Here is an 18754-nt window from a genome sequence, read left to right as displayed (position 1 = left end):
GGTGCCTGCGGTGCCGCCGTGGGGGACAGCTCGCGGCTATGTGCCCGGAGGAAGATCCGCTCGTCGACGTAGACGGCCAGGAAGAAGACGAGTGCGACGCCCAGGCCGATGACCGAGGGGTGGTGGCCGGTCGTGGGGGCGAGGACCGCGGTCATCGCGAGCCACAGGAAGACGTTGGGCGTGTTCTGCGTGATGAACATGTCGCGGCCGAGGCCGGTGTCGTGCGGGCGCAGGCGGAGGAAGAGAGCCGTCAGCCCTCGGAGGGCTGTCAGGGCTGCGGCGGTGATGGTCGTCGTCAGCAGCAGGTGAGCGGCGAGCGCTGCCGTCAGGCCCGTCGGTGGGGTCAGTGCGAACGTGGCGAGGCCCGCCAGCGGGATCAGGGCGAGGCCGCCCAGCCAGTTCCAGTTGGTGCTGAGGGCGCCCGCGCGGATCGGGTCGCGCCGGCGCAGGGCTTGGGCGCCCGCGCCGGGCAGCACGAGGGCGGCGAGCAGTACGGCCGCGTAGGTGAGCAGCGCCGGTTCGAGGGTGGTGAGGGTGTGGGCCTGTGCCACGCCGCCCGGCAGCATCACCGGGAGCGCCAGACCCGCCAGCAGCAGCACCGGGAGGGCCAGTGAGGCGGCGACTGTGTGTCGTACGGCGAAGAAGTAGTCGCCTCCCCAGAGGAGCGAGAGGGTCGGGACCACGAGGGCCGGGGGGAGCAGGAGGAAGAGGCCGGCGAGTTCCAGGGGGAGGGAGTGGCCCGCCCAGAGGAGGGTCAGGCCCAGGGCGAGGCGGGGGAGGAGCAGGGGCCAGGCCGTGTGGAGGCTTGCCAGTGGGCGGCGCAGGGTGTGCGGGTTGACGCGCAGCATGGCGAAGAAGGAGCCGACCGAGAGCAGGGCAGTCAGGGTCAGGGTGAACACCCAGGCGGGCACGTGCACGCCCAGGGCGAGTTGGGCGGCCGTCCCCGCCCCGGCCGCTGCGGCGATAAGCAGCGGGAGGCGGATCTCGACGATCTCGCCGAGGTCGTTCAGCAGGCCGGCCGCTGCCGGGGCCGCGACCGCGCGGCGCAGGTCGTCCTCGGAGAGCGGGCGGGCGTTGGGGATCTTGAAGTCGCGGTACGACTCGGGGCGGGCGCCCGCGACGACCAGCGCGAACATCTCCACGATGTATTTGTGGGCGACGACGAGGACGGTACGTCCCGCCTGGGAGGCCGGGAGGAGCACGTCGTCGTAGTACGCGGCCACGCGCGCGTACATCTCGGTCCAGGTCTCGCCACCCGGTGGCCGTCCGGTCGGGGAGTGGAACGCCTCGGTGTAGCCGGCGAAGCCGATGGTCTTCTTCACCAGGCTCTTGTTACGACCGCTGTAGATGCCGAAGTCGCGTTCTATGAGGGCCTCGTCGACCGTGACCCGGTCGGGCGGCTCGGGCAGCCGGTCGATGATCGTTCCGGCGGTCTCCTGGGCGCGGCGGAGGGTGGACGTGTGCACTTCGTCGATGCGTATGCCGTTCGCCGCGAGGGCGGCGACCCGGTCGGCCGTCTGCTCGGCCTGGCGGCGTCCGAGCGTGGTGAGCGGGGCGTCCAGCCGTCCGGCGAACCGGTTCTGCTCGTTCGCCTGGGACTCGCCATGGCGAATGAAGTAGAGGGGCATGAGTGTCCTTGCGGGATGTGGGGGGTGTGGGGGGGATGTGGGGGTGTGGAGAGAGGGGCTGCAGGGGCACTGTGCGTTTGCTGTTGTATTTGAGCTTTCAACTTAATCATGAGGGGTGCTCGGTTTCTGTGAAACGGCCGTCAAGAGACGCTTAGGTTTCGTCCGGCGCTCGTCTCGGCATCCGGGCGGCCCGCGATGTCAGTGGGCGCCTATAACCTCGTATGCGTGTCGTCTCTCGCGCTGTACCGCCGCTATCGCCCGGAGTCGTTCGCCGAGGTCATCGGGCAGGAGCATGTAACCGACCCGCTGCAGCAGGCGCTGCGGAACAACCGGGTCAATCACGCGTACCTGTTCAGCGGGCCGCGCGGGTGCGGCAAGACGACGAGCGCGCGCATCCTGGCCCGCTGCCTGAACTGCGAACAGGGCCCCACGCCGACGCCCTGCGGCGAGTGCCAGTCGTGCCAGGACCTGGCGCGCAACGGCCCGGGATCGATCGACGTCATCGAGATCGACGCCGCTTCGCACGGTGGTGTGGACGACGCGCGTGAGCTGCGCGAGAAGGCCTTCTTCGGGCCCGCTGCCAGCCGGTACAAGATCTACATCATCGACGAGGCCCACATGGTCACGTCGGCCGGCTTCAACGCGCTGCTGAAGGTCGTTGAGGAGCCCCCGGAGCACCTCAAGTTCATCTTTGCGACCACCGAGCCCGAGAAGGTCATCGGGACCATTCGGTCACGGACGCATCACTATCCCTTCCGGCTCGTGCCGCCGGGCACGCTGCGCGAATACCTCGGCGAGGTGTGCGGCAAGGAGAACATCCCCGTCGAGGACGGCGTGCTGCCGCTGGTCGTGCGCGCGGGCGCGGGCTCCGTGCGTGACTCCATGTCCGTCATGGACCAGCTGCTCGCGGGAGCGAAGGAGGAGGGTGTGACGTATGCCATGGCGACGTCCCTTCTCGGCTACACCGACGGTTCGCTCCTGGACTCCGTCGTCGAGGCCTTCGCCACCGGTGACGGGGCCGCCGCCTTCGAGGTCGTCGACCGCATCATCGAGGGGGGCAACGACCCGCGCCGCTTCGTCGCCGACCTGTTGGAGCGACTGCGCGACCTGGTGATCCTGGCCGCCGTGCCGGACGCCGCGGAGAAGGGGCTCATCGACGCCCCGGCCGACGTCATCGAGCGCATGCAGGCCCAGGCGGGCACGTTCGGCGCCGCCGAGCTCAGCCGCGCCGCCGACCTGGTCAACGAGGGCCTGACCGAAATGCGCGGCGCCAACTCGCCCCGCCTCCAGCTTGAGTTGATCTGCGCACGCGTGCTGCTGCCTGCCGCGTACGGGGACGAGCGTTCGGTGATGGCCCGCCTCGACCGGATCGAGCGGGGCGTGAACTTCTCCGCGGGCGGCGGTGCGCCGGCCATGGGGTACGTGCCCGGGCCCGACGTGCATGGCGGAGCGGTGCCCTCGGCGGCGGGCGGGGAACCGGTTCCGCCCGGCCGCGGCCCGGCCGCGGCCCGGGCGGCGGTACGTGCATCGGGTGCACCGGCGGCCGGAGGGACGCCGTCCGCCGGTGCGGGCGCATGGCCGGCGGCAGGGGGCGTCGCCCCCGCCGAGCAGGGCGCTCCCGCACCCACGCAACCCCCGGCTCAGACACCTGCCGCCCCGGCGGCAGCCCCGTCCGAACCTCCCGCTCCCCCGGCACCTGCCCCCGCGGCAGCCCAGCAGCCCCAGTCGCCCCCGTCCGCTCCGGCCCCCGGCGCCTGGCCCACCGCGGCCCCCGCGGGCGGCGGCCGACGCCCCGGCGGCTGGCCCACGGCCACCCCCGCGGGCGCCGGACAACCCACGCCCCCACCCAGCGCACCGGCCCCGGCCCCGGCAGCCGCACCCCAGCCCGCCGCGCCCGCCACCGCCTACGCCCCCCCGAGCGGCGGCCTGGACCCCCGCATGCTCTGGCCGAACATCCTGGAGGCGGTCAAGAACCGCCGTCGCTTCACCTGGATCCTGCTCAGCCAGAACGCCCAGGTGGCCGGCTTCGACGGCACCACCCTGCAGCTCGGTTTCGTCAACGCGGGCGCCCGCGACAACTTCGCGAGCAGCGGCAGCGAGGACGTACTGCGCCAGGCACTGGCCGAGCAGTTCAGCGTGCAGTGGAAGATCGAAGCCATCGTCGACCCGTCCGGAGGCTCCGCCCCGCCGTCACCCCCCGCCCCCGGCGGCTTCGGCGGAGGCGCTGCCCCCGGCGGCTACGGCAGCACCGGCGGCTACAGCGGCGGCACGACAACGCAGCGCCCCGCGTCCCCCCCACCCCCCACCTCTCCCCCCCCCACCTCACCGCCCCCGACGGCCTCGGCCACCCCCACAGCCGCTCCCGCCCCCCAGCCGACGGCCCCGGAACCCCCGCCGCCGGTCGCCCCCGAGGACGACATCCCCGAGGACGACGACCCCGACCTCAACGAATCGGCCCTCTCCGGCCACGACCTGATCGTGCGGGAGCTGGGGGCGACGGTGGTGGAGGAGTTCTCGAACGAATAGGGGCGTCATGAACGGCCAGGGGCGTGATGAACCGCGAGGGGCGTCATGAACGCCTAGGGGCGTCATAAATGGCGAGGGGTGCCATAAATGACGAGGGACGTCATAAACAGCGAGGGGGCGTCGTCCACGCCGGTCACGGCATTTCAGCCCGTCCGGCGTTTGAGGACGAGGCCCCTTCAGGGCCGAAGCGGGGGTCTGGGGGCGCAGCCCCCAGGACCGGTGCCCAGGACCGGCACCCAGACCACCCCGCACGGCTTGGAGGAACGCACAGCAAACCCACCCCCCAACCTTCAGCAGGACCGCCAGCTAGGCTGACCCCCGTGAAGGTCCTCGTCATCGGTACCGGCGCCCGCGAACACGCCCTGTGCCGTTCCCTGTCCCTCGACCCCGACGTCACCGCGCTGCACTGCGCCCCCGGCAACGCCGGTATCGCCGAGGTCGCCGAGCTGCACCAGGTCGACGCGCTGGACGGCAGTGCCGTATCCGCGCTGGCCGAACAGCTCGGCGCCGACCTCGTGGTCGTAGGCCCGGAGGCACCCCTTGTCGCCGGGGTCGCCGACGCCGTGCGCGCGGCGGGTATCCCGGTCTTCGGCCCCGCCAAGGAGGCCGCACAGCTCGAGGGCTCCAAGGCCTTCGCGAAGGACGTCATGGCGGGAGCGGGGGTCCCCACCGCACGCTCGTACGTCTGCACCAACCCGGACGAGGTCGACGAGGCCCTCGATGCCTTCGGCGCCCCGTACGTCGTCAAGGACGACGGCCTCGCCGCGGGCAAGGGCGTCGTCGTCACCAGCGACATCGAGGCGGCGAAGGCGCACGCCAACTCCTGCGAGCGCGTCGTCATCGAGGAGTTCCTCGACGGCCCCGAGGTCTCCCTCTTCGCCATCACCGACGGCGAGACGGTCGTCCCGCTCCAGCCCGCCCAGGACTTCAAGCGCGCGCTCGACGGCGACGAGGGCCCCAACACCGGCGGGATGGGCGCGTACTCCCCGCTCCCGTGGGCCGACCCGAAGCTGGTGGAGGAGGTCCTGCAGACCGTCCTCCAGCCGACCGTCGACGAGATGCACCGCCGCGGCACCCCCTTCTCCGGCCTCCTCTACGCCGGTCTCGCGATCACATCGCGCGGCGTCCGCGTCATCGAGTTCAACGCCCGCTTCGGCGACCCAGAGACCCAGGTGGTCCTCGCCCGCCTGAAGACCCCGCTGGCCGGCGTCCTGCTCGCCGCCGCGAACGGCACCCTCGCCGACCTGGAGCCCCTGCGCTGGAGCGACGACGCCGCGGTCACCGTGGTCGTCGCCTCGCACAACTACCCCGGCACCCCCCGCACCGGCGACCCGATCACCGGCCTCGACGAGGTGGCCGCCCAGGACACCCCGCACGCCTATGTCCTGCACGCCGGCACCAGGCACGACGGCGATGCGGTGGTCAGCGCCGGCGGTCGCGTCCTGTCCGTCACGGCGTCCGGCAAGGACCTCACCGAGGCCCGCGAGCGCGCGTACCGGGCCGTCTCCCGCATCCACCTCGACGGCTCCCAGCACCGCACGGACATCGCGGCGAAGGCGGCGCAGAACGCCTGACCCGTCGTGCACAGGTACCACGACGTCGTCCACAGGTACCGCAACACGGCACCGACCAACCCCGCAGGCCCCGAATCCGTCTAAGGATGCGGGGCCTGCGGGGTTCATGGATCCGGAGCCTGATGGGTTCGGCACCGGGGGCCTGATCCTCGCTGTCCGTCATCCACCTCTCCCCAAAGCCATTCCATCGAGTGACCGATGCCCCATCCGGCTGACGTGGGCCGAGGCCCCAACTAGGGTGCGGCGCAAGCGGTCCGGCACTTGGCCCACCGGCATTGCGATGTCAGTGGCGGGTGCCACAGTGGGGGAGTGAGCAACGCCAGGACAGCCGCGCAGCCAGGACAGCTGGGGAGGGGGTGAGGTCCGGTCGTGACCGGTACCGGTATGGGTGTGGAGGCGGGCGCGCAGGCAGCGCGCTCGAGGGCCCTCGCCGTGCTGCGCATCCGCAGCAGGGCGTTGGCCGTGGCCCTGCTGCCCGCGGCGGTCGCCGTGGTGCTGCTGGCCGGCGCGTCCACGGACCATCTCGTGGGGGCCTTCTGGCGCGCGGCCCGCTGGGCCGTGACTCCCGTCGCCGTCCTCGTGCTGCTCGCCGCGGGCGCCATCGCCCTGGTCGTCGCCCGCGCCCGCCCGGCCGTGAGCCCGACGGTCCCGATAGCCGAAGAGTCGGCCCCGGACCTGTACCGGATGGTGCGCGACCTCGCCGACCGTCTCGATGTCCCCGCTCCCTCCGCGATAGCCCTCACCCCGGACTGCGACAGCTGGCTGGAAGACCGCACCCATCCGGCCCACGGCCCGCCCCCCGCGGCGGACCGCGACGAGATAGCGGGTGTGCGGGGCGCCCACCGGCGTACGGCCGCCGCACCGGTCCTCGTCATCGGCTCCCCCTTCCTGTGGTGGATGCGCGTCGGCGAACTGCGCGCGGTCCTCGCCCCGGTCGTCGCGGGTACGGGACCTTCGGCGCACCCGGACATAGCCGCGGCCCGCCGCTTCGTGCGGGGCCTGGACGCCGCGGTGGCCGTCGCTGCGACTCCCGGCCGCTGCCCCCTGACCCGCGCGGTGTGCGCGGGCGTCGGCTGGGTGGCCCGCCTGCTGCTGCGCAGCTGCCGGGAGCACGCGGCACAGATGGAGCGAGGGGTGGCGGCCGCGGCCTCCGAGCGTGCACAGGCTGTGGACTACGGGCTCAGAATCGTCGCCCAGGAACAGGTGGGCCTGGCCTACGCCGGCTGGGACCGCCTCCTGACCCGCGTCGCGCTGCCCGCCTGGCGGATGGGCCGCTGGCCCTCCCGGCTGGACGCGGGCGTCGTAGCAGCGCTGACCGAACTCTCCCGCCGCGACCGACTGGCCGAGGGCTTCGCCTCCCGCCTGGGCGAGCGCCCCGCCTGCGACCTGCTGGAAGAGCCCGGGACAGTGGACGAGGCGGCCTCCCTCCTCGCCGCCCGCCTCTTCCACGGCGGCCCCGCCGAGTCCGGCCCCGACTGGTCCCCGGTCGACTGGGAGGAGTACCCGGAAGAGGTCGTGGACCGCAAATGGCGCACCGACGCGGCCCGCCTCCACCGAGTCCTGGACACCCTGGGCGTAAGCCCCACCCCGGACCCCGCCACTCGGCCCGCCGACGGCCCCACCCTCTCCAGAATCCTCGACCACCTGTCGACCCCACCGCCCGAGCCACACGAACCGGCAGCCGCCGACGGCGAGGAACCCCCACAGGGGCCACCCGCACCCGGCGATGAAAGCATCACGGGCGGTGCGGGTGGGAACAAAACGGCCGAAGGCGAAGCCGAGGCCGAAGAACCCGAAAACGAAAACGAACGCACCGCCACCCTCGCCGCAGGCCTCACCGCAGAGCTCGCCCGCGAGGAAGCCACAGCCACCCCCGCAGAGCGAACCGCCCCCGAAACGGCCCTCTGGGACGACGCCACGCTCCCCCTCTTCCCGCTCCAACCCCCGCGCACGGCACGGGAGTTGCTCGCGGACCACGTCACCGCGATGGTCTGCTGCGCCGCCATGGACACCGCAGGCGCAACCCCCGGCCTCGACTGGCTCGACGGCCCGTCCCTCGTCGTCAACGGCGAACGGGCCACAGACCTGACCCCCCGCGTCCTCAGCCTCGTGGAGGACGGCGACCCGGCCCCCCTCCGGGCCTGGCTGCTCGAATCCGGCATACGTCCGGAGAAGCCCGTCCGGCTTGTGTGACAGGTTGACGGGTTGACGGTTCCGGAACCCCGCATTCCACTTTCGGCCAATTCGCAACGAATAGTGACCGCATGGGTGCGCAATGTGATGTGCTGGGATCGATCGGGCACATGGCAAGGGCTTACGGCACAAGCCAGGCAGGCGAGACGCGACCACGGGGGGTCGAGGGAGGGGAGCGACCATGGGGCAGGAGCAGATCCGCCGCTGGGAATCCGGAGCGCTTGCGCATGCCGTGACCGACCCCTTCGGCCAGGGCCCCGTCCCCTGGCTCCGCGGCAGCGAGACGTACTTCGACGACACCGGCCAGGTGGTCCCCTGGTATGTGGACGCACCCCAGCAGTCGCCCGCGGGCGACCCCTCGAACACCCCTCGCGTCCCGGCCCCGCGAGCCGCCGGCGGCCCCCGCTCCGCGGACGACGTCCGCCGTCAGATCAAGGGCTTCATCTCCACCGGCGCGGTCTCCCCCGGCGAGGCCGTCGACTTCCACATCACGGTGGACCCGCCCCAGGAATTCAGCGTGGACATCTACCGCATCGGCCACTACGGCGGCGACGGCGCGGCCAAGATCACCACCAGCCCCCGTCTCTCCGGCATCGTCCAGCCCCCACCGCTCGCCGCGGACCGCACGGTCTCCTGCCACCACTGGTGGCTCTCCTGGCGCCTGCAGATCCCGAGCTACTGGAGCATCGGCGCCTATGTCGCCGTACTCACCACCGTCGACGGCTACCGCTCCCACATCCCCTTCACGGTCCGCGACAACCACCCCGCGGACCTGCTCCTGCTCCTGCCCGACGTCACCTGGCAGGCGTACAACCTCTACCCGGAGGACGGCCGGACGGGCGCGAGCCTCTACCACGCCTGGGACGAACAGGGCCGTCTGCTCGGCGAGTCCGACGCCGCGACCACGGTCTCCTTCGACCGACCGTACGCCGGCGCAGGCCTCCCCCTGCACGTCGGCCACGCCTACGACTTCATCCGCTGGGCCGAGCGATACGGCTACGACCTCGCCTACGCCGACGCCCGCGACCTGCACGCCGGCCGCGTGGACCCCACCCGCTACCGCGGTCTGGTCTTCCCGGGGCACGACGAGTACTGGTCGGCCAACATGCGCCGCACCGTCGAACTCGCCCGGGAACACGGCACGTCTCTCGTCTTCCTCTCCGCCAACACCATGTACTGGCAGGTGGAGTTGGGCCCGTCCCCGTCCGGCGTCCCCGACCGCCTCCTGACCTGCCGCAAGCGCAGGGGTCCCGGCCGCCCCGTCCTCTGGCGGGAGATCGACCGCCCCGAGCAGCAACTGGTCGGCATCCAGTACGCGGGCAGGGTCCCCGACCCCCACCCCCTGATCGTCCGCAACGCCGACCACTGGCTCTGGGAGGCGACCGGCGCCCACGAGGGCGACGAGATCGAGGGCCTGGTCGCAGGCGAGGCGGACCGCTACTTCCCGCGCACCCCGCTCCCCGAGCATGAGGAGCGCATCCTGCTCGCCCACTCCCCGTACACCGACTCCGAGGGCGCCCTCCGCCACCAGGAGACCTCCCTCTACCGCGCCCCCTCCGGCGCCCTGGTCTTCGCATCCGGGACGTTCGCCTGGTCCCCGTCCCTGGACCGTCCGGGCCACGTCGACACCCGAGTTCAGCGCGCCACAGCAAACCTCCTGGACCGCATCTGCAAACGTGACTGAGCTTGTTCAGCGCACCCCCGGTCCAAGACCGATTCCAGCCATACGGGAGAATCGACTCCACTTGGTCATAACCACGGGGAGGAACCGTGTCCGGATTCGTAGAAAAGCCCGAGCCGATTCAGGTTCCGGGCCTGGTTCACCTCCACACCGGCAAGGTGCGCGAGCTGTACCAGAACGAGGCCGGCGACCTCGTGATGGTCGCCAGCGACCGTATCTCCGCCTTCGACTGGGTGCTCCCGACCGAGATCCCCGACAAGGGCCGCGTCCTCACCCAGCTCTCCCTGTGGTGGTTCGAGCAGATCGCCGATCTGATCCCCAACCACGTCCTGAGCACCGACCTGCCCGCCGGCGCCCCCGCCGACTGGGCCGGCCGCACCCTCGTCTGCAAGTCGCTGCAGATGGTCCCGGTGGAGGCGGTGGCCCGCGGTTACCTCACCGGCTCGGGCCTGCTGGAGTACAACGAGTCCCGTACGGTCTGCGGCCTCGCCCTCCCCGAGGGCCTGGTCGACGGCAGTGAACTCCCGGCCCCGATCTTCACCCCGGCGACCAAGGCCGAGGTCGGCGAGCACGACGAGAACGTCTCCTACGAGGAGGTGGCCCGCCAGGTCGGCGCCGACACCGCCGCGCAGCTGCGCCAGGCCACCCTCGCCGTCTATGCGCGGGGCCGTGACATCGCCCGGGACCGCGGCATCATCCTCGCGGACACCAAGTTCGAGTTCGGCTTCGACGGCGAGACCCTGGTCCTCGCGGACGAGATCCTCACCCCGGACTCCTCCCGCTTCTGGCCGGCCGACCTCTGGGAGCCGGGCCACGCGCAGCCGTCGTACGACAAGCAGTTCGTGCGCGACTGGCTGACCTCGCCGGCCTCCGGCTGGGACAGGAAGAGCGAGCAGCCCCCGCCGCCGCTGCCGCAGGAGGTCGTGGACGCGACGCGGGCGAAGTACGTGGAGGCGTACGAGCGCCTGACGGGCACGAGCTGGTCGTAGGACTTGGGGAACAGGACACGAAGAAGCCCCCCGGCAGCAGCCGGGGGGCTTGATCTGGAGCGGACGACGAGGCTCGAACTCGCGACCTCAACCTTGGCAAGGTTGCGCTCTACCAACTGAGCTACGTCCGCATGCGCCGTGGCGCGGAGCCAACTATACCCAACCCCGCTCCCGCGCGAGCCGCACCGCCGCATGCCGGTTCTCCGCCCCGAGCTTGGAGACGGCCGACGACAGGTAGTTCCGTACGGTCCCCTGCGAGAGCGCGGCCCGGTCGGCGATCTCCGCGACGGGCGCCCCGTCGGCGGCGAGTTCCAGTACCTCGGCCTCCCGCGCGGTCAGCGGCGAGTCCCCGGAGGCGATCGCGTCGGCGGCCAATTCCGGGTCCACATACCGCTGTCCGGCATGGACGGTCCGGATGATCTCCGCGAGCCGCCGGGCACTCACCGTCTTCGGAACGAACCCGCGCACCCCCGCCGCAAGCGCCCGCTTCAGATGCCCGGGCCGCCCATGACTGGTGACGATCAGCACCTGGCAGCCGGGCAGTTCGGCCCGCAGGGATGTGGCGACCTTCACACCGTCGGCACCCGGCATCTGAAGATCGAGCACGGCCACATCCGGCTCGTGCGCCCGCGCCATGGCCAGCGCCTCGGGGCCGGACGCGGCCTCGGCCACGACGACGAGATCGTCCTCCAGAGCGAGCAGCGCGGCGAGCGCGCCCCGGATGAGGTGCTCGTCATCGGCGAGCAGCAGTCGTACGACGGCGGTCATGCCGTGACCTCGCTCACGCTCAGCGGCACTTCGGCCACCACCCGGAACACATCCCCGCCGACCGGCCCCGCCTCCAGCGTGCCGCCCACCACCGACAATCGCTCCCGCAGCCCGGCCAGTCCGGATCCGCCGACACTCACGGGATCCGGGGCCCCGTCGTTCTCCACCGTCAGCACCACACGCCCCTCGTCCACCGTCAGCACCACCCCGCACCGCCCGGCATCCCCGTGCCGCAGCACGTTCGTCGTCGCCTCGCGCACGACCCAGCCGAGCACCGACTGCACTTCGGGAGCCAGCCCGTCGGCCTCCCCGCTCACCTCGCAGTCGATCCCGGCCGCGCTCAACACGCCCTGCGCACCGGCGAGTTCGACCCCGAGGTCGGCTTCTCGATATCCCCGTACGACTTCCCGCACCTCCCGCTGCGACTCCTGCGCGATCCGCTGCACCTCGATCATCTGCTCCACGGCCTCGGGCCGCCCGCGCCGCGCCAGCTGTACGGCGAGCTCGCTCTTCAGCGCGATGACGGCGAGGTTCCGCCCCATGACGTCATGCAGATCCCGCCCGAACCGCAGCCGCTCCTCGGCGACGGCGAGCCGGGCCTCGGTCTCACGGGCCCGTTCCGCCTCCCAGAGCACGGACAGGGTCCAGGCGCCGCAGCGGCCGGCGAGCAGCGAGACGAGCGTTCCGAAGGTGGTCAGGGTCCCGACCATGAGAATCCCGGCAGGGTCGGGCTGGGCCCAGCCGAACGCGGCCATGAGCACCACGGCGAGTACGGCGGACCGGCGCAGGAACACCTGCACGGGGGTGACGAGCCCGTACAGCAGCCCGAAGGGCAGCAGCGCGGCACCGATGGCGAACCGGATCGTGATCGCGTCGGCCCCGCCCAGCACGGCGAGTGCCAGGGGCAGGGCCAGAGCGAGGGCCAGGAGCACGGCTGCGGGGCGCAGGGCGCCGGGCGGGAGTTCGGCGCGGCCCAGATAGTGGTCGAGCACGGACCGGGTATGCCGGTTCGCCTCCGCGCACTGCAGGGCGCCCACGAGCAGCAGCAGCCCCCCGACGACCACCGGCGCCGGCCGTCGGTCAAGGCCGCCGCCCACCAGCGGCAACGCCAGCCAGACCAGGGAGAAGAACCACGTGGTGACGTACCAGGTGACCACAGTCTGCAGCTCGACCCGCTCGGCCTTGCTCCGCTCCCGCCAGTGACGCCGCTGCCACCCCCGTATCAGCCCGAACACCGCTCCCCCGCCCCTCAGCGCCTCGGCTCCCAGCGGAACCACCGCCGTACAGCAAACACCGCAAGCACGATCCAGGCCAGTGAAGTCGCCACCGCGCCCAGCACCTCGTACGCGCTCAATTGCCCGCTCCACCCGCCGCTGACCAGCCGCACGGCGGGGGAGAGCGGGAGGAATTCGCAGACGGAGGCGAGCCGGTCGGGCAGGACTCCGGCGGGGATCGCGATGCCCGAACCCATCATCGACACGAACACCAGCGGCAGCGCCGTGACCTGGGCGCTCTCCACGGTCCGGGTGACGGAGGCGGTGAGCGCGGCGAGCGCGGCACACAGCACCAGCCCCGACAGCACACCCAGCACGGTCAGATACGGCGCCCGGGGCGCCCCCGCGTCGAGAAACAGCACGAAGCCGGCGGCGAGCACGACCGACTGGGCGAGGCCGACGCACACGGAGGCCAGCGCCGTACCCGTGAGGATCTCGACGTCACCGAGCTCCCCCGTACGCAGCCGTTTGAGAACCAGCTCCTCGCGGCGTGCGACGAAGGCGCTCACCAGGGCCGTGTACACGGAGAACAGGAACGAGAAGCCGATCGCGGCCGTCAGCATCACCGAGCCGACGCTCAGCCCCGCCCCCTTCAGATCCATCTGCTCGACCGCGGGCCGCACGCTGAACGGCACCGAGAGCGGCACCAGCAGCGCCGTGACCACCGTGCCCCGGTTGCGCCCGAGGAGGGTCAGCTCGGCCCGGGCCAGTGCCCGCAACCGCCGCCCGACCGGCGCGAAGGCGACCGTGCTCATGCCGCCACCTCCTGCTCCCGCGCGATCCCGAGGAACGCCTCCTCCAGCGAGGCCGACCGCACATCGAGCCCCCGCAGCTCCACCCGAGCCCGCTCGGCCCACACCAGCAGCCCGGTGGCCGCCCGCTGCAGCTCCCGCGTCCGCAGCCGTACGACACGCCCGTCCACCTCGTGCCCGCACACCCCCAGTTCACCGAGCGGCGGCAGGTCCCCGAGGAAGTAGCCGTCGGGCAGCCGGAAGGAGATCCGCGAGGGCTGCGCGGCGGTCACCTCGGACGGCGTCCCGGTGGCCGCGACGCGCCCCTCGTGCAGGATCGCGATCCGGTCGGCGAGGCTCTCCGCCTCCTCCAGGTAGTGCGTGGTGAGCAGCACGGTGGTGCCGCCCTCGCGCAGCGCCCGCACCAACTCCCAGGTGTCTCGCCGCCCTTCGGCGTCGAGCCCGGTCGTCGGCTCGTCCAGGAACAGCACCTCGGGCTCGCCGAGCAGCGCGAGCGCCAGGTCCAGCCGCCGCCGTTCACCCCCGGACAACTGCTTCACCCGTACGTCGGCCCGCTTCTGGAGCCCGACCAGCGCCAGTGCCTCGGCCTCCGGCCGCGCCCCGCTCACGCACCCCGCCCACATCCGCGCGGTCTCCGCGACGGTCAGCTCGGACGGAAACCCGCCCTCCTGCAGCATCACCCCGACCCGCGGCCGTACGGCGGCCCGCTCCTCGTACGGATCGTGCCCGAGCACCCGCACCCGTCCCGCGGCCGGCCGGGTCAGCCCCTCCAGCAGTTCCACCGTCGACGTCTTGCCCGCGCCGTTGGTGCCGAGCAGCGCGAAGATCTCGCCGCGGCCCACGGAGAAGCTGATTCCGCGCACCGCCTCGAACCCGCCCCCGTACACACGCCGCAGGTCAGTGACCTCAATCACGTGTTCGTGTTCGTTGTCCATGACTTCAGCGTCCCGTCGAAGGGAGGCCGGCAGCAGTGCGTGCTGTCATCACCCGGCATGACAAATGTCAGAGACCCACAGCCAGGACGTGAAAAAGCCCCCCGGCAGAAGCCGAGGGGCTTGATTCAAGAGCGGACGACGAGGCTCGAACTCGCGACCTCAACCTTGGCAAGGTTGCGCTCTACCAACTGAGCTACGTCCGCATTGCCTCCGACCGGCTCCCACCGATCGGCGCGAGCACCAGCCTACCTGATCCACAAGAGTGGTTCGGACCGGCGGTGCAGAGCGGGTGACAGGAATTGCACACTGCGCCTTCCCCCTGGAAGGGGGATGTTCTGCTACTGAACTACACCCGCATGTACTCCGTGAGCCGGGCCTTTCGGCCTCGCCCCTCGGCGTGCTCCAGACTCTAGCTGACCAGGAGGGGTGCAGCGCAAGTCGGTTCTCCCGAGGGGCGGGTGACCGGTCGTCGGCCGACGGCTACTGCGCCGCGCTGAAGGCCTCGTAGACCTTCTTGGGGATGCGGCCGCGGGCCGGGACGTCCATCTTGTTGGCCTGTGCCCAGGCCCGGACGGCCGCCGGGTCGGGGGCGACCTCCGTCTGCCGGTACGTCCTGCCCGACTTCGACCGCTTGCGGCCGGCCTCCACGTACGGCTCGAGCGCCTTACGCAGTTTCTTGGCATTGGCTTGATTCAGGTCGATCTCGTACGACTTGCCGTCGAGTCCGAAGGCGATCGTTTCCGCCGCTTCCGAGCCGTCGATGTCGTCAAAGAGAGTGACCACGACCTTCTGCGCCACGAATATCGGTCCCTTCGTGCGACACCTCTATCGACGAAGACGTGGATGACATGGATGACGTGCCACGCGTCGCGGAGATGTCGACTGTCCGCCAGTTAATGGGCAAAGTATCTGCTAATGACAATTCATTTGTACAGTGCCCGGCATTGCAATGTGAAGCCCGACTAAATCTCCCCGCGTGTCTCCCGCGCAATACCTATGGGGCATCGATCCGGGATCTTTCCCTGAACTTTTGGTGACGGCGCCCGTCCGATACCGGATCGTGACGGCCGTCACGTAGTTTCCTACAACTCTACCCGCGTAGAAATTTTGTGCAGGTAGTCTGAAGCCACCTGTTGGAGACACCTGCAGGAACCTGCTCAGCACCACACCACCGGGAGTGCCAGTGGCACGCGTCGTAGTCGACGTCATGCTCAAGCCGGAGATCCTCGACCCCCAGGGCCAGGCGGTGCAGCGCGCACTGCCGCGTCTGGGTTTCGAAGGCATCTCCGACGTACGTCAGGGAAAGCGATTCGAACTGGAAGTTGACGGGCCGGTCGACGAGGCCGCGCTCGCCCGCATCCACGATCTTGCGGAATCCTTCCTCGCCAACACCGTGATCGAGGACTTCACCGTCAAGGTGGAGGAAGTCGCGGAGGCCGCGAAGTGACCGCTCGTATTGGCGTCGTCACTTTCCCCGGCAGCCTCGACGACCGGGACACACAGCGTGCGATCCGCCTCGCGGGCGCCGAGCCGGTCGCCCTCTGGCACAAGGACAAGGACCTCCACCAGGTGGACGCGGTCGTCCTCCCCGGCGGTTTCTCCTACGGCGACTATCTGCGGGCGGGCGCCATCTCCCGCTTCTCGCCGGTGATGGAGACAGTCATCGAGCAGGCCAAGGCAGGGCTTCCGGTCCTCGGTATCTGCAACGGCTTCCAGGTCCTCACCGAGGCCCACCTTCTCCCGGGCGGGATGCTCGGCAACGACCATCTGCACTTCATCTGCCGCGATCAGAAGCTGCGGGTGGAGAACGCCACCACCTCCTGGACCAGCGACTACAGCGAGGGCCAGGAGATCCACATCCCGCTGAAGAACATGGACGGCCGTTACGTCGCCGACCAGTACACGCTGGACAAGCTGGAGGCCGAGGGACGGGTCGCATTCCGGTACGTGGACTTCAACCCGAACGGCTCGCTCAACGACATCGCCGGTATCACCAACGAGGCCGGGAACGTCGTAGGCCTCATGCCGCACCCGGAGCACGCCGTCGAGCCCCTGATCGGGTCCGGCCGCACCGACGGTCTCCCCTTCTTCACCTCGATCCTCAAGAAGCTGGTCAACGCATGAGCCGGACGCCTCTGGACACGGTCGAGCACGCGGCCGCGACCCCCGACGTCGAGCTGCCCTGGGCCGAACTCGGTCTGAAGAAGGACGAGTACGAGCGCGTCGTGGAGATCCTCGGCCGTCGGCCCACCGGTGCCGAGCTCGCCATGTACTCCGTCATGTGGTCCGAGCACTGCTCCTACAAGTCGTCGAAGGTGCACCTGCGCCAGTTCGGCGAGAAGGCCCCCCAGTCCGATGCGCTGCTCGTGGGCATCGGCGAGAACGCCGGTGTCGTCGACGTCGGCCAGGGCTACGCCGTGACCTTCAAGGTCGAGTCGCACAACCACCCGTCGTACGTGGAGCCCTACCAGGGCGCCGCGACCGGTGTCGGCGGCATCGTCCGCGACATCATCGCGATGGGTGCCCGGCCGGTCGCGGTCGTCGACCCGCTGCGGTTCGGCGCGGCCGACCACCCCGACACCAAGCGCGTCCTCCCGGGCGTCGTCGCCGGCATCGGCGGCTACGGCAACTGCCTGGGCCTGCCCAACATCGGCGGCGAGGTCGTCTTCGACGCCTGCTACCAGGGAAACCCGCTGGTCAACGCCGGTGCCATCGGCGTGATGCGGCACGAGGACATCCACCTCGCGAAGGCGTCCGGCGCGGGCAACAAGGTCATCCTGTACGGGGCTCGTACGGGCGGTGACGGCATCGGCGGCGCGTCGATCCTGGCGAGTGAGACCTTCGACGACGCCAAGCCGTCGAAGCGCCCCGCCGTCCAGGTCGGCGACCCCTTCCAGGAGAAGCTCCTCATCGAGTGCACCCTGGAGGCCTTCAAGGAGAAGCTGGTCGTCGGCATCCAGGACCTGGGCGCGGCCGGGCTGTCGTGTGCCACCTCCGAGCTCGCCTCGAACGGCTCCGGCGGCATGCGCGTGACCCTGGACGACGTACCGCTGCGCGACTCGACGCTCTCGCCCGAGGAAATCCTCATGAGCGAGTCGCAGGAACGCATGTGCGCGGTCGTCGAGCCGGAGAAGGTCGACCGGTTCCTGGAGATCTGCGACAAGTGGGATGTCATCGCCACGGTGATCGGTGAGGTCACCGACGGCGACCGGCTGGAGATCTACTGGCACGGCGGCAAGATCGTCGACGTCGACCCGCGGACGGTCGCGCACGACGGTCCGGTCTACGAGCGGCCCTACGCCCGTCCGTCCTGGCAGGACGAGCTCCAGGCGGACGACGCGGGCAAGCTTGCGCGGCCGGCGAGTTCGGCGGAGCTGAGGGACCAGGTCCTGAAGCTGGTGGCGTCTCCCAACCAGGCCTCCAAGAAGTGGATCACGTCGCAGTACGACCACTTCGTGCAGGGCAACACGGTGCTGGCCCAGCCCGAGGACTCGGGCATGATCCGCATCGACGAGGAGTCCGGCCTCGGCGTCGCCATCGCGACGGACGGCAACGGCCGTTACGCCAAGCTCGACCCGTACGCGGGCGCGCAGCTGGCGCTCTCGGAGGCGTACCGCAACGTCGCCACCACCGGTGCCAAGCCCCTCGCGGTCTCCGACTGCCTGAACTTCGGTTCGCCCGAGGACCCGGCCGTGATGTGGCAGTTCGCGGAGGCCATCCGCGGACTCGCCGACGCCTGCCAGCAGCTCGGCACCCCGGTGACCGGCGGCAACGTCTCGCTCTACAACCAGACGGGCGAGGCAGCCATCCACCCGACGCCGGTCGTGGCGGTCCTGGGCGTCATCGACGACGTCGCGCGCCGCACGCCGGTCGCCTTCCAGGAGGAGGGCCAGCTGCTCTACCTCCTCGGCGACACCCGCGAGGAGTTCGGCGGTTCGGCCTGGTCGCAGGTCGTGCACGACCACCTCGGCGGTCTGCCGCCCAAGGTCGACCTGGAGCGCGAGCGCCTGCTCGGCGAGATCCTGATCTCCGCCTCCCGCGACGGCATGATCGACTCGGCGCACGACCTGTCCGACGGCGGTCTGATCCAGGCGGTCGTGGAGTCGGCGCTGCTCGGCGGCAAGGGCGCGCGTCTGGTCGTACCGGACGGGCTCGACGCGTTCACCTTCCTGTTCTCGGAGTCGGCGGGGCGCGCGGTCGTCGCCGTACCGCGCTCCGAGGAGGTCCGCTTCAACGACATGTGCGGCGCGCGGGGCCTGCCCGTCACGCGCATCGGTGTCGTGGACGGGGAAAGCGTGGAGCTGCAGGGCGAGTTCGAGCTGTCCCTGGAGGAGCTGCGCACGGCGCACGAGGAGACCATCCCGGCGCTGCTCAAGTAAGCGGTCGTACGACGCCGAAGGCCCCGCCGGTCCACGACCGGCGGGGCCTTCGCAC

14 protein-coding genes, 3 tRNA genes and 1 pseudogene are annotated in these 18754 nt (G+C 71.0%); 9 read left to right on the top strand and 9 right to left on the bottom strand.

Annotated features, from left to right (window positions below; translation table 11 throughout):
- Positions 1-38 precede the first annotated feature (38 nt).
- Positions 39-614, top strand: coding sequence for a hypothetical protein (locus tag P2Q00_RS44290; RefSeq protein WP_275780455.1), 576 nt, complete (start codon positions 39-41; stop codon positions 612-614).
- Positions 615-1082: 468 nt separating this feature from the next.
- On the opposite strand, the pseudogene P2Q00_RS51040 reads toward P2Q00_RS44290, so the two are convergent.
- Positions 1083-1628 (bottom strand): annotated as a pseudogene (locus tag P2Q00_RS51040) (histidine phosphatase family protein); the annotation flags it as partial.
- Positions 1629-1853: 225 nt separating this feature from the next.
- Here P2Q00_RS51040 and P2Q00_RS44285 point away from each other — a divergent pair.
- The 5 genes from P2Q00_RS44285 (at position 1854) to P2Q00_RS44265 (ending at position 10591) form a co-directional block, all read left to right on the top strand.
- Complete coding sequence (locus P2Q00_RS44285; protein WP_275780454.1) at positions 1854-4154, top strand: DNA polymerase III subunit gamma and tau; 2301 nt, start codon at positions 1854-1856, stop codon at positions 4152-4154.
- A gap of 320 nt (positions 4155-4474) precedes the next feature.
- Positions 4475-5728 carry a phosphoribosylamine--glycine ligase gene (gene purD, locus P2Q00_RS44280; RefSeq protein ID WP_275780453.1) on the top strand — a complete coding sequence of 418 codons (1254 nt, stop codon included), beginning with the start codon at positions 4475-4477 and terminating at the stop codon, positions 5726-5728.
- 384 nt (positions 5729-6112) lie between these two features.
- Positions 6113-7921, top strand: coding sequence for a M48 family metalloprotease (locus P2Q00_RS44275; protein ID WP_275780533.1), 1809 nt, complete (start codon positions 6113-6115; stop codon positions 7919-7921).
- Between the two features lie 181 nt (positions 7922-8102).
- Positions 8103-9605, top strand: coding sequence for a N,N-dimethylformamidase beta subunit family domain-containing protein (locus tag P2Q00_RS44270; protein ID WP_275780452.1), 1503 nt, complete (start codon positions 8103-8105; stop codon positions 9603-9605).
- A gap of 86 nt (positions 9606-9691) precedes the next feature.
- Positions 9692-10591, top strand: coding sequence for a phosphoribosylaminoimidazolesuccinocarboxamide synthase (locus P2Q00_RS44265; protein ID WP_275780451.1), 900 nt, complete (start codon positions 9692-9694; stop codon positions 10589-10591).
- A 55-nt stretch (positions 10592-10646) separates the two neighbouring features.
- Here the strand turns inward: P2Q00_RS44265 and P2Q00_RS44260 are convergent.
- The 8 genes from P2Q00_RS44260 to P2Q00_RS44225 form a co-directional block, all read right to left on the bottom strand.
- A tRNA-Gly gene (locus P2Q00_RS44260) sits at positions 10647-10722 on the bottom strand.
- A 22-nt stretch (positions 10723-10744) separates the two neighbouring features.
- Positions 10745-11359: a response regulator transcription factor gene (locus P2Q00_RS44255; RefSeq protein ID WP_275780450.1), complete on the bottom strand. Its 615-nt coding sequence runs from the start codon at positions 11357-11359 to the stop codon at positions 10745-10747.
- Positions 11356-12627 carry a sensor histidine kinase gene (locus tag P2Q00_RS44250; protein ID WP_275780532.1) on the bottom strand — a complete coding sequence of 424 codons (1272 nt, stop codon included), beginning with the start codon at positions 12625-12627 and terminating at the stop codon, positions 11356-11358. The genes P2Q00_RS44255 and P2Q00_RS44250 overlap by 4 nt, the downstream gene beginning before the upstream one ends.
- Positions 12609-13388, bottom strand: a complete 780-nt coding sequence (locus tag P2Q00_RS44245) for an ABC transporter permease (protein WP_275780449.1) — start codon at positions 13386-13388, stop codon at positions 12609-12611. The genes P2Q00_RS44250 and P2Q00_RS44245 overlap by 19 nt, the downstream gene beginning before the upstream one ends.
- Positions 13385-14320: an ABC transporter ATP-binding protein gene (locus tag P2Q00_RS44240; protein ID WP_275780448.1), complete on the bottom strand. Its 936-nt coding sequence runs from the start codon at positions 14318-14320 to the stop codon at positions 13385-13387. The genes P2Q00_RS44245 and P2Q00_RS44240 overlap by 4 nt, the downstream gene beginning before the upstream one ends.
- A gap of 130 nt (positions 14321-14450) precedes the next feature.
- Positions 14451-14523 (bottom strand) — tRNA-Gly (locus P2Q00_RS44235).
- A gap of 81 nt (positions 14524-14604) precedes the next feature.
- Positions 14605-14676: transfer RNA gene (locus tag P2Q00_RS44230), tRNA-Gly, on the bottom strand.
- 124 nt (positions 14677-14800) lie between these two features.
- Complete coding sequence (locus P2Q00_RS44225; RefSeq protein ID WP_266682268.1) at positions 14801-15118, bottom strand: histone-like nucleoid-structuring protein Lsr2; 318 nt, start codon at positions 15116-15118, stop codon at positions 14801-14803.
- A gap of 385 nt (positions 15119-15503) precedes the next feature.
- Here P2Q00_RS44225 and purS point away from each other — a divergent pair, with 385 nt between their 5' ends.
- The 3 genes from purS to purL are packed head-to-tail and all read left to right on the top strand — an operon-like array spanning position 15504 to position 18699.
- Positions 15504-15767, top strand: coding sequence for a phosphoribosylformylglycinamidine synthase subunit PurS (purS, locus tag P2Q00_RS44220; RefSeq protein ID WP_015659417.1), 264 nt, complete (start codon positions 15504-15506; stop codon positions 15765-15767).
- The gene (gene purQ, locus P2Q00_RS44215; RefSeq protein ID WP_275780446.1) at positions 15764-16444 is read left to right on the top strand and encodes a phosphoribosylformylglycinamidine synthase subunit PurQ; all 681 of its coding nucleotides are present in this window, start codon (positions 15764-15766) and stop codon (positions 16442-16444) included. The genes purS and purQ overlap by 4 nt, the downstream gene beginning before the upstream one ends.
- Entirely contained in the window at positions 16441-18699 is a 2259-nt protein-coding gene (purL, locus tag P2Q00_RS44210) for a phosphoribosylformylglycinamidine synthase subunit PurL (protein ID WP_275780444.1), read from the top strand. The genes purQ and purL overlap by 4 nt, the downstream gene beginning before the upstream one ends.
- Positions 18700-18754 lie beyond the last annotated feature (55 nt).

This window comes from Streptomyces coacervatus (assembly GCF_029223485.1).
GTDB lineage: Bacteria > Actinomycetota > Actinomycetes > Streptomycetales > Streptomycetaceae > Streptomyces > Streptomyces coacervatus.
The sequence above is the reverse complement of the archived record's forward strand: the minus strand, read 5'-3'. Positions and strand labels throughout refer to the sequence as shown.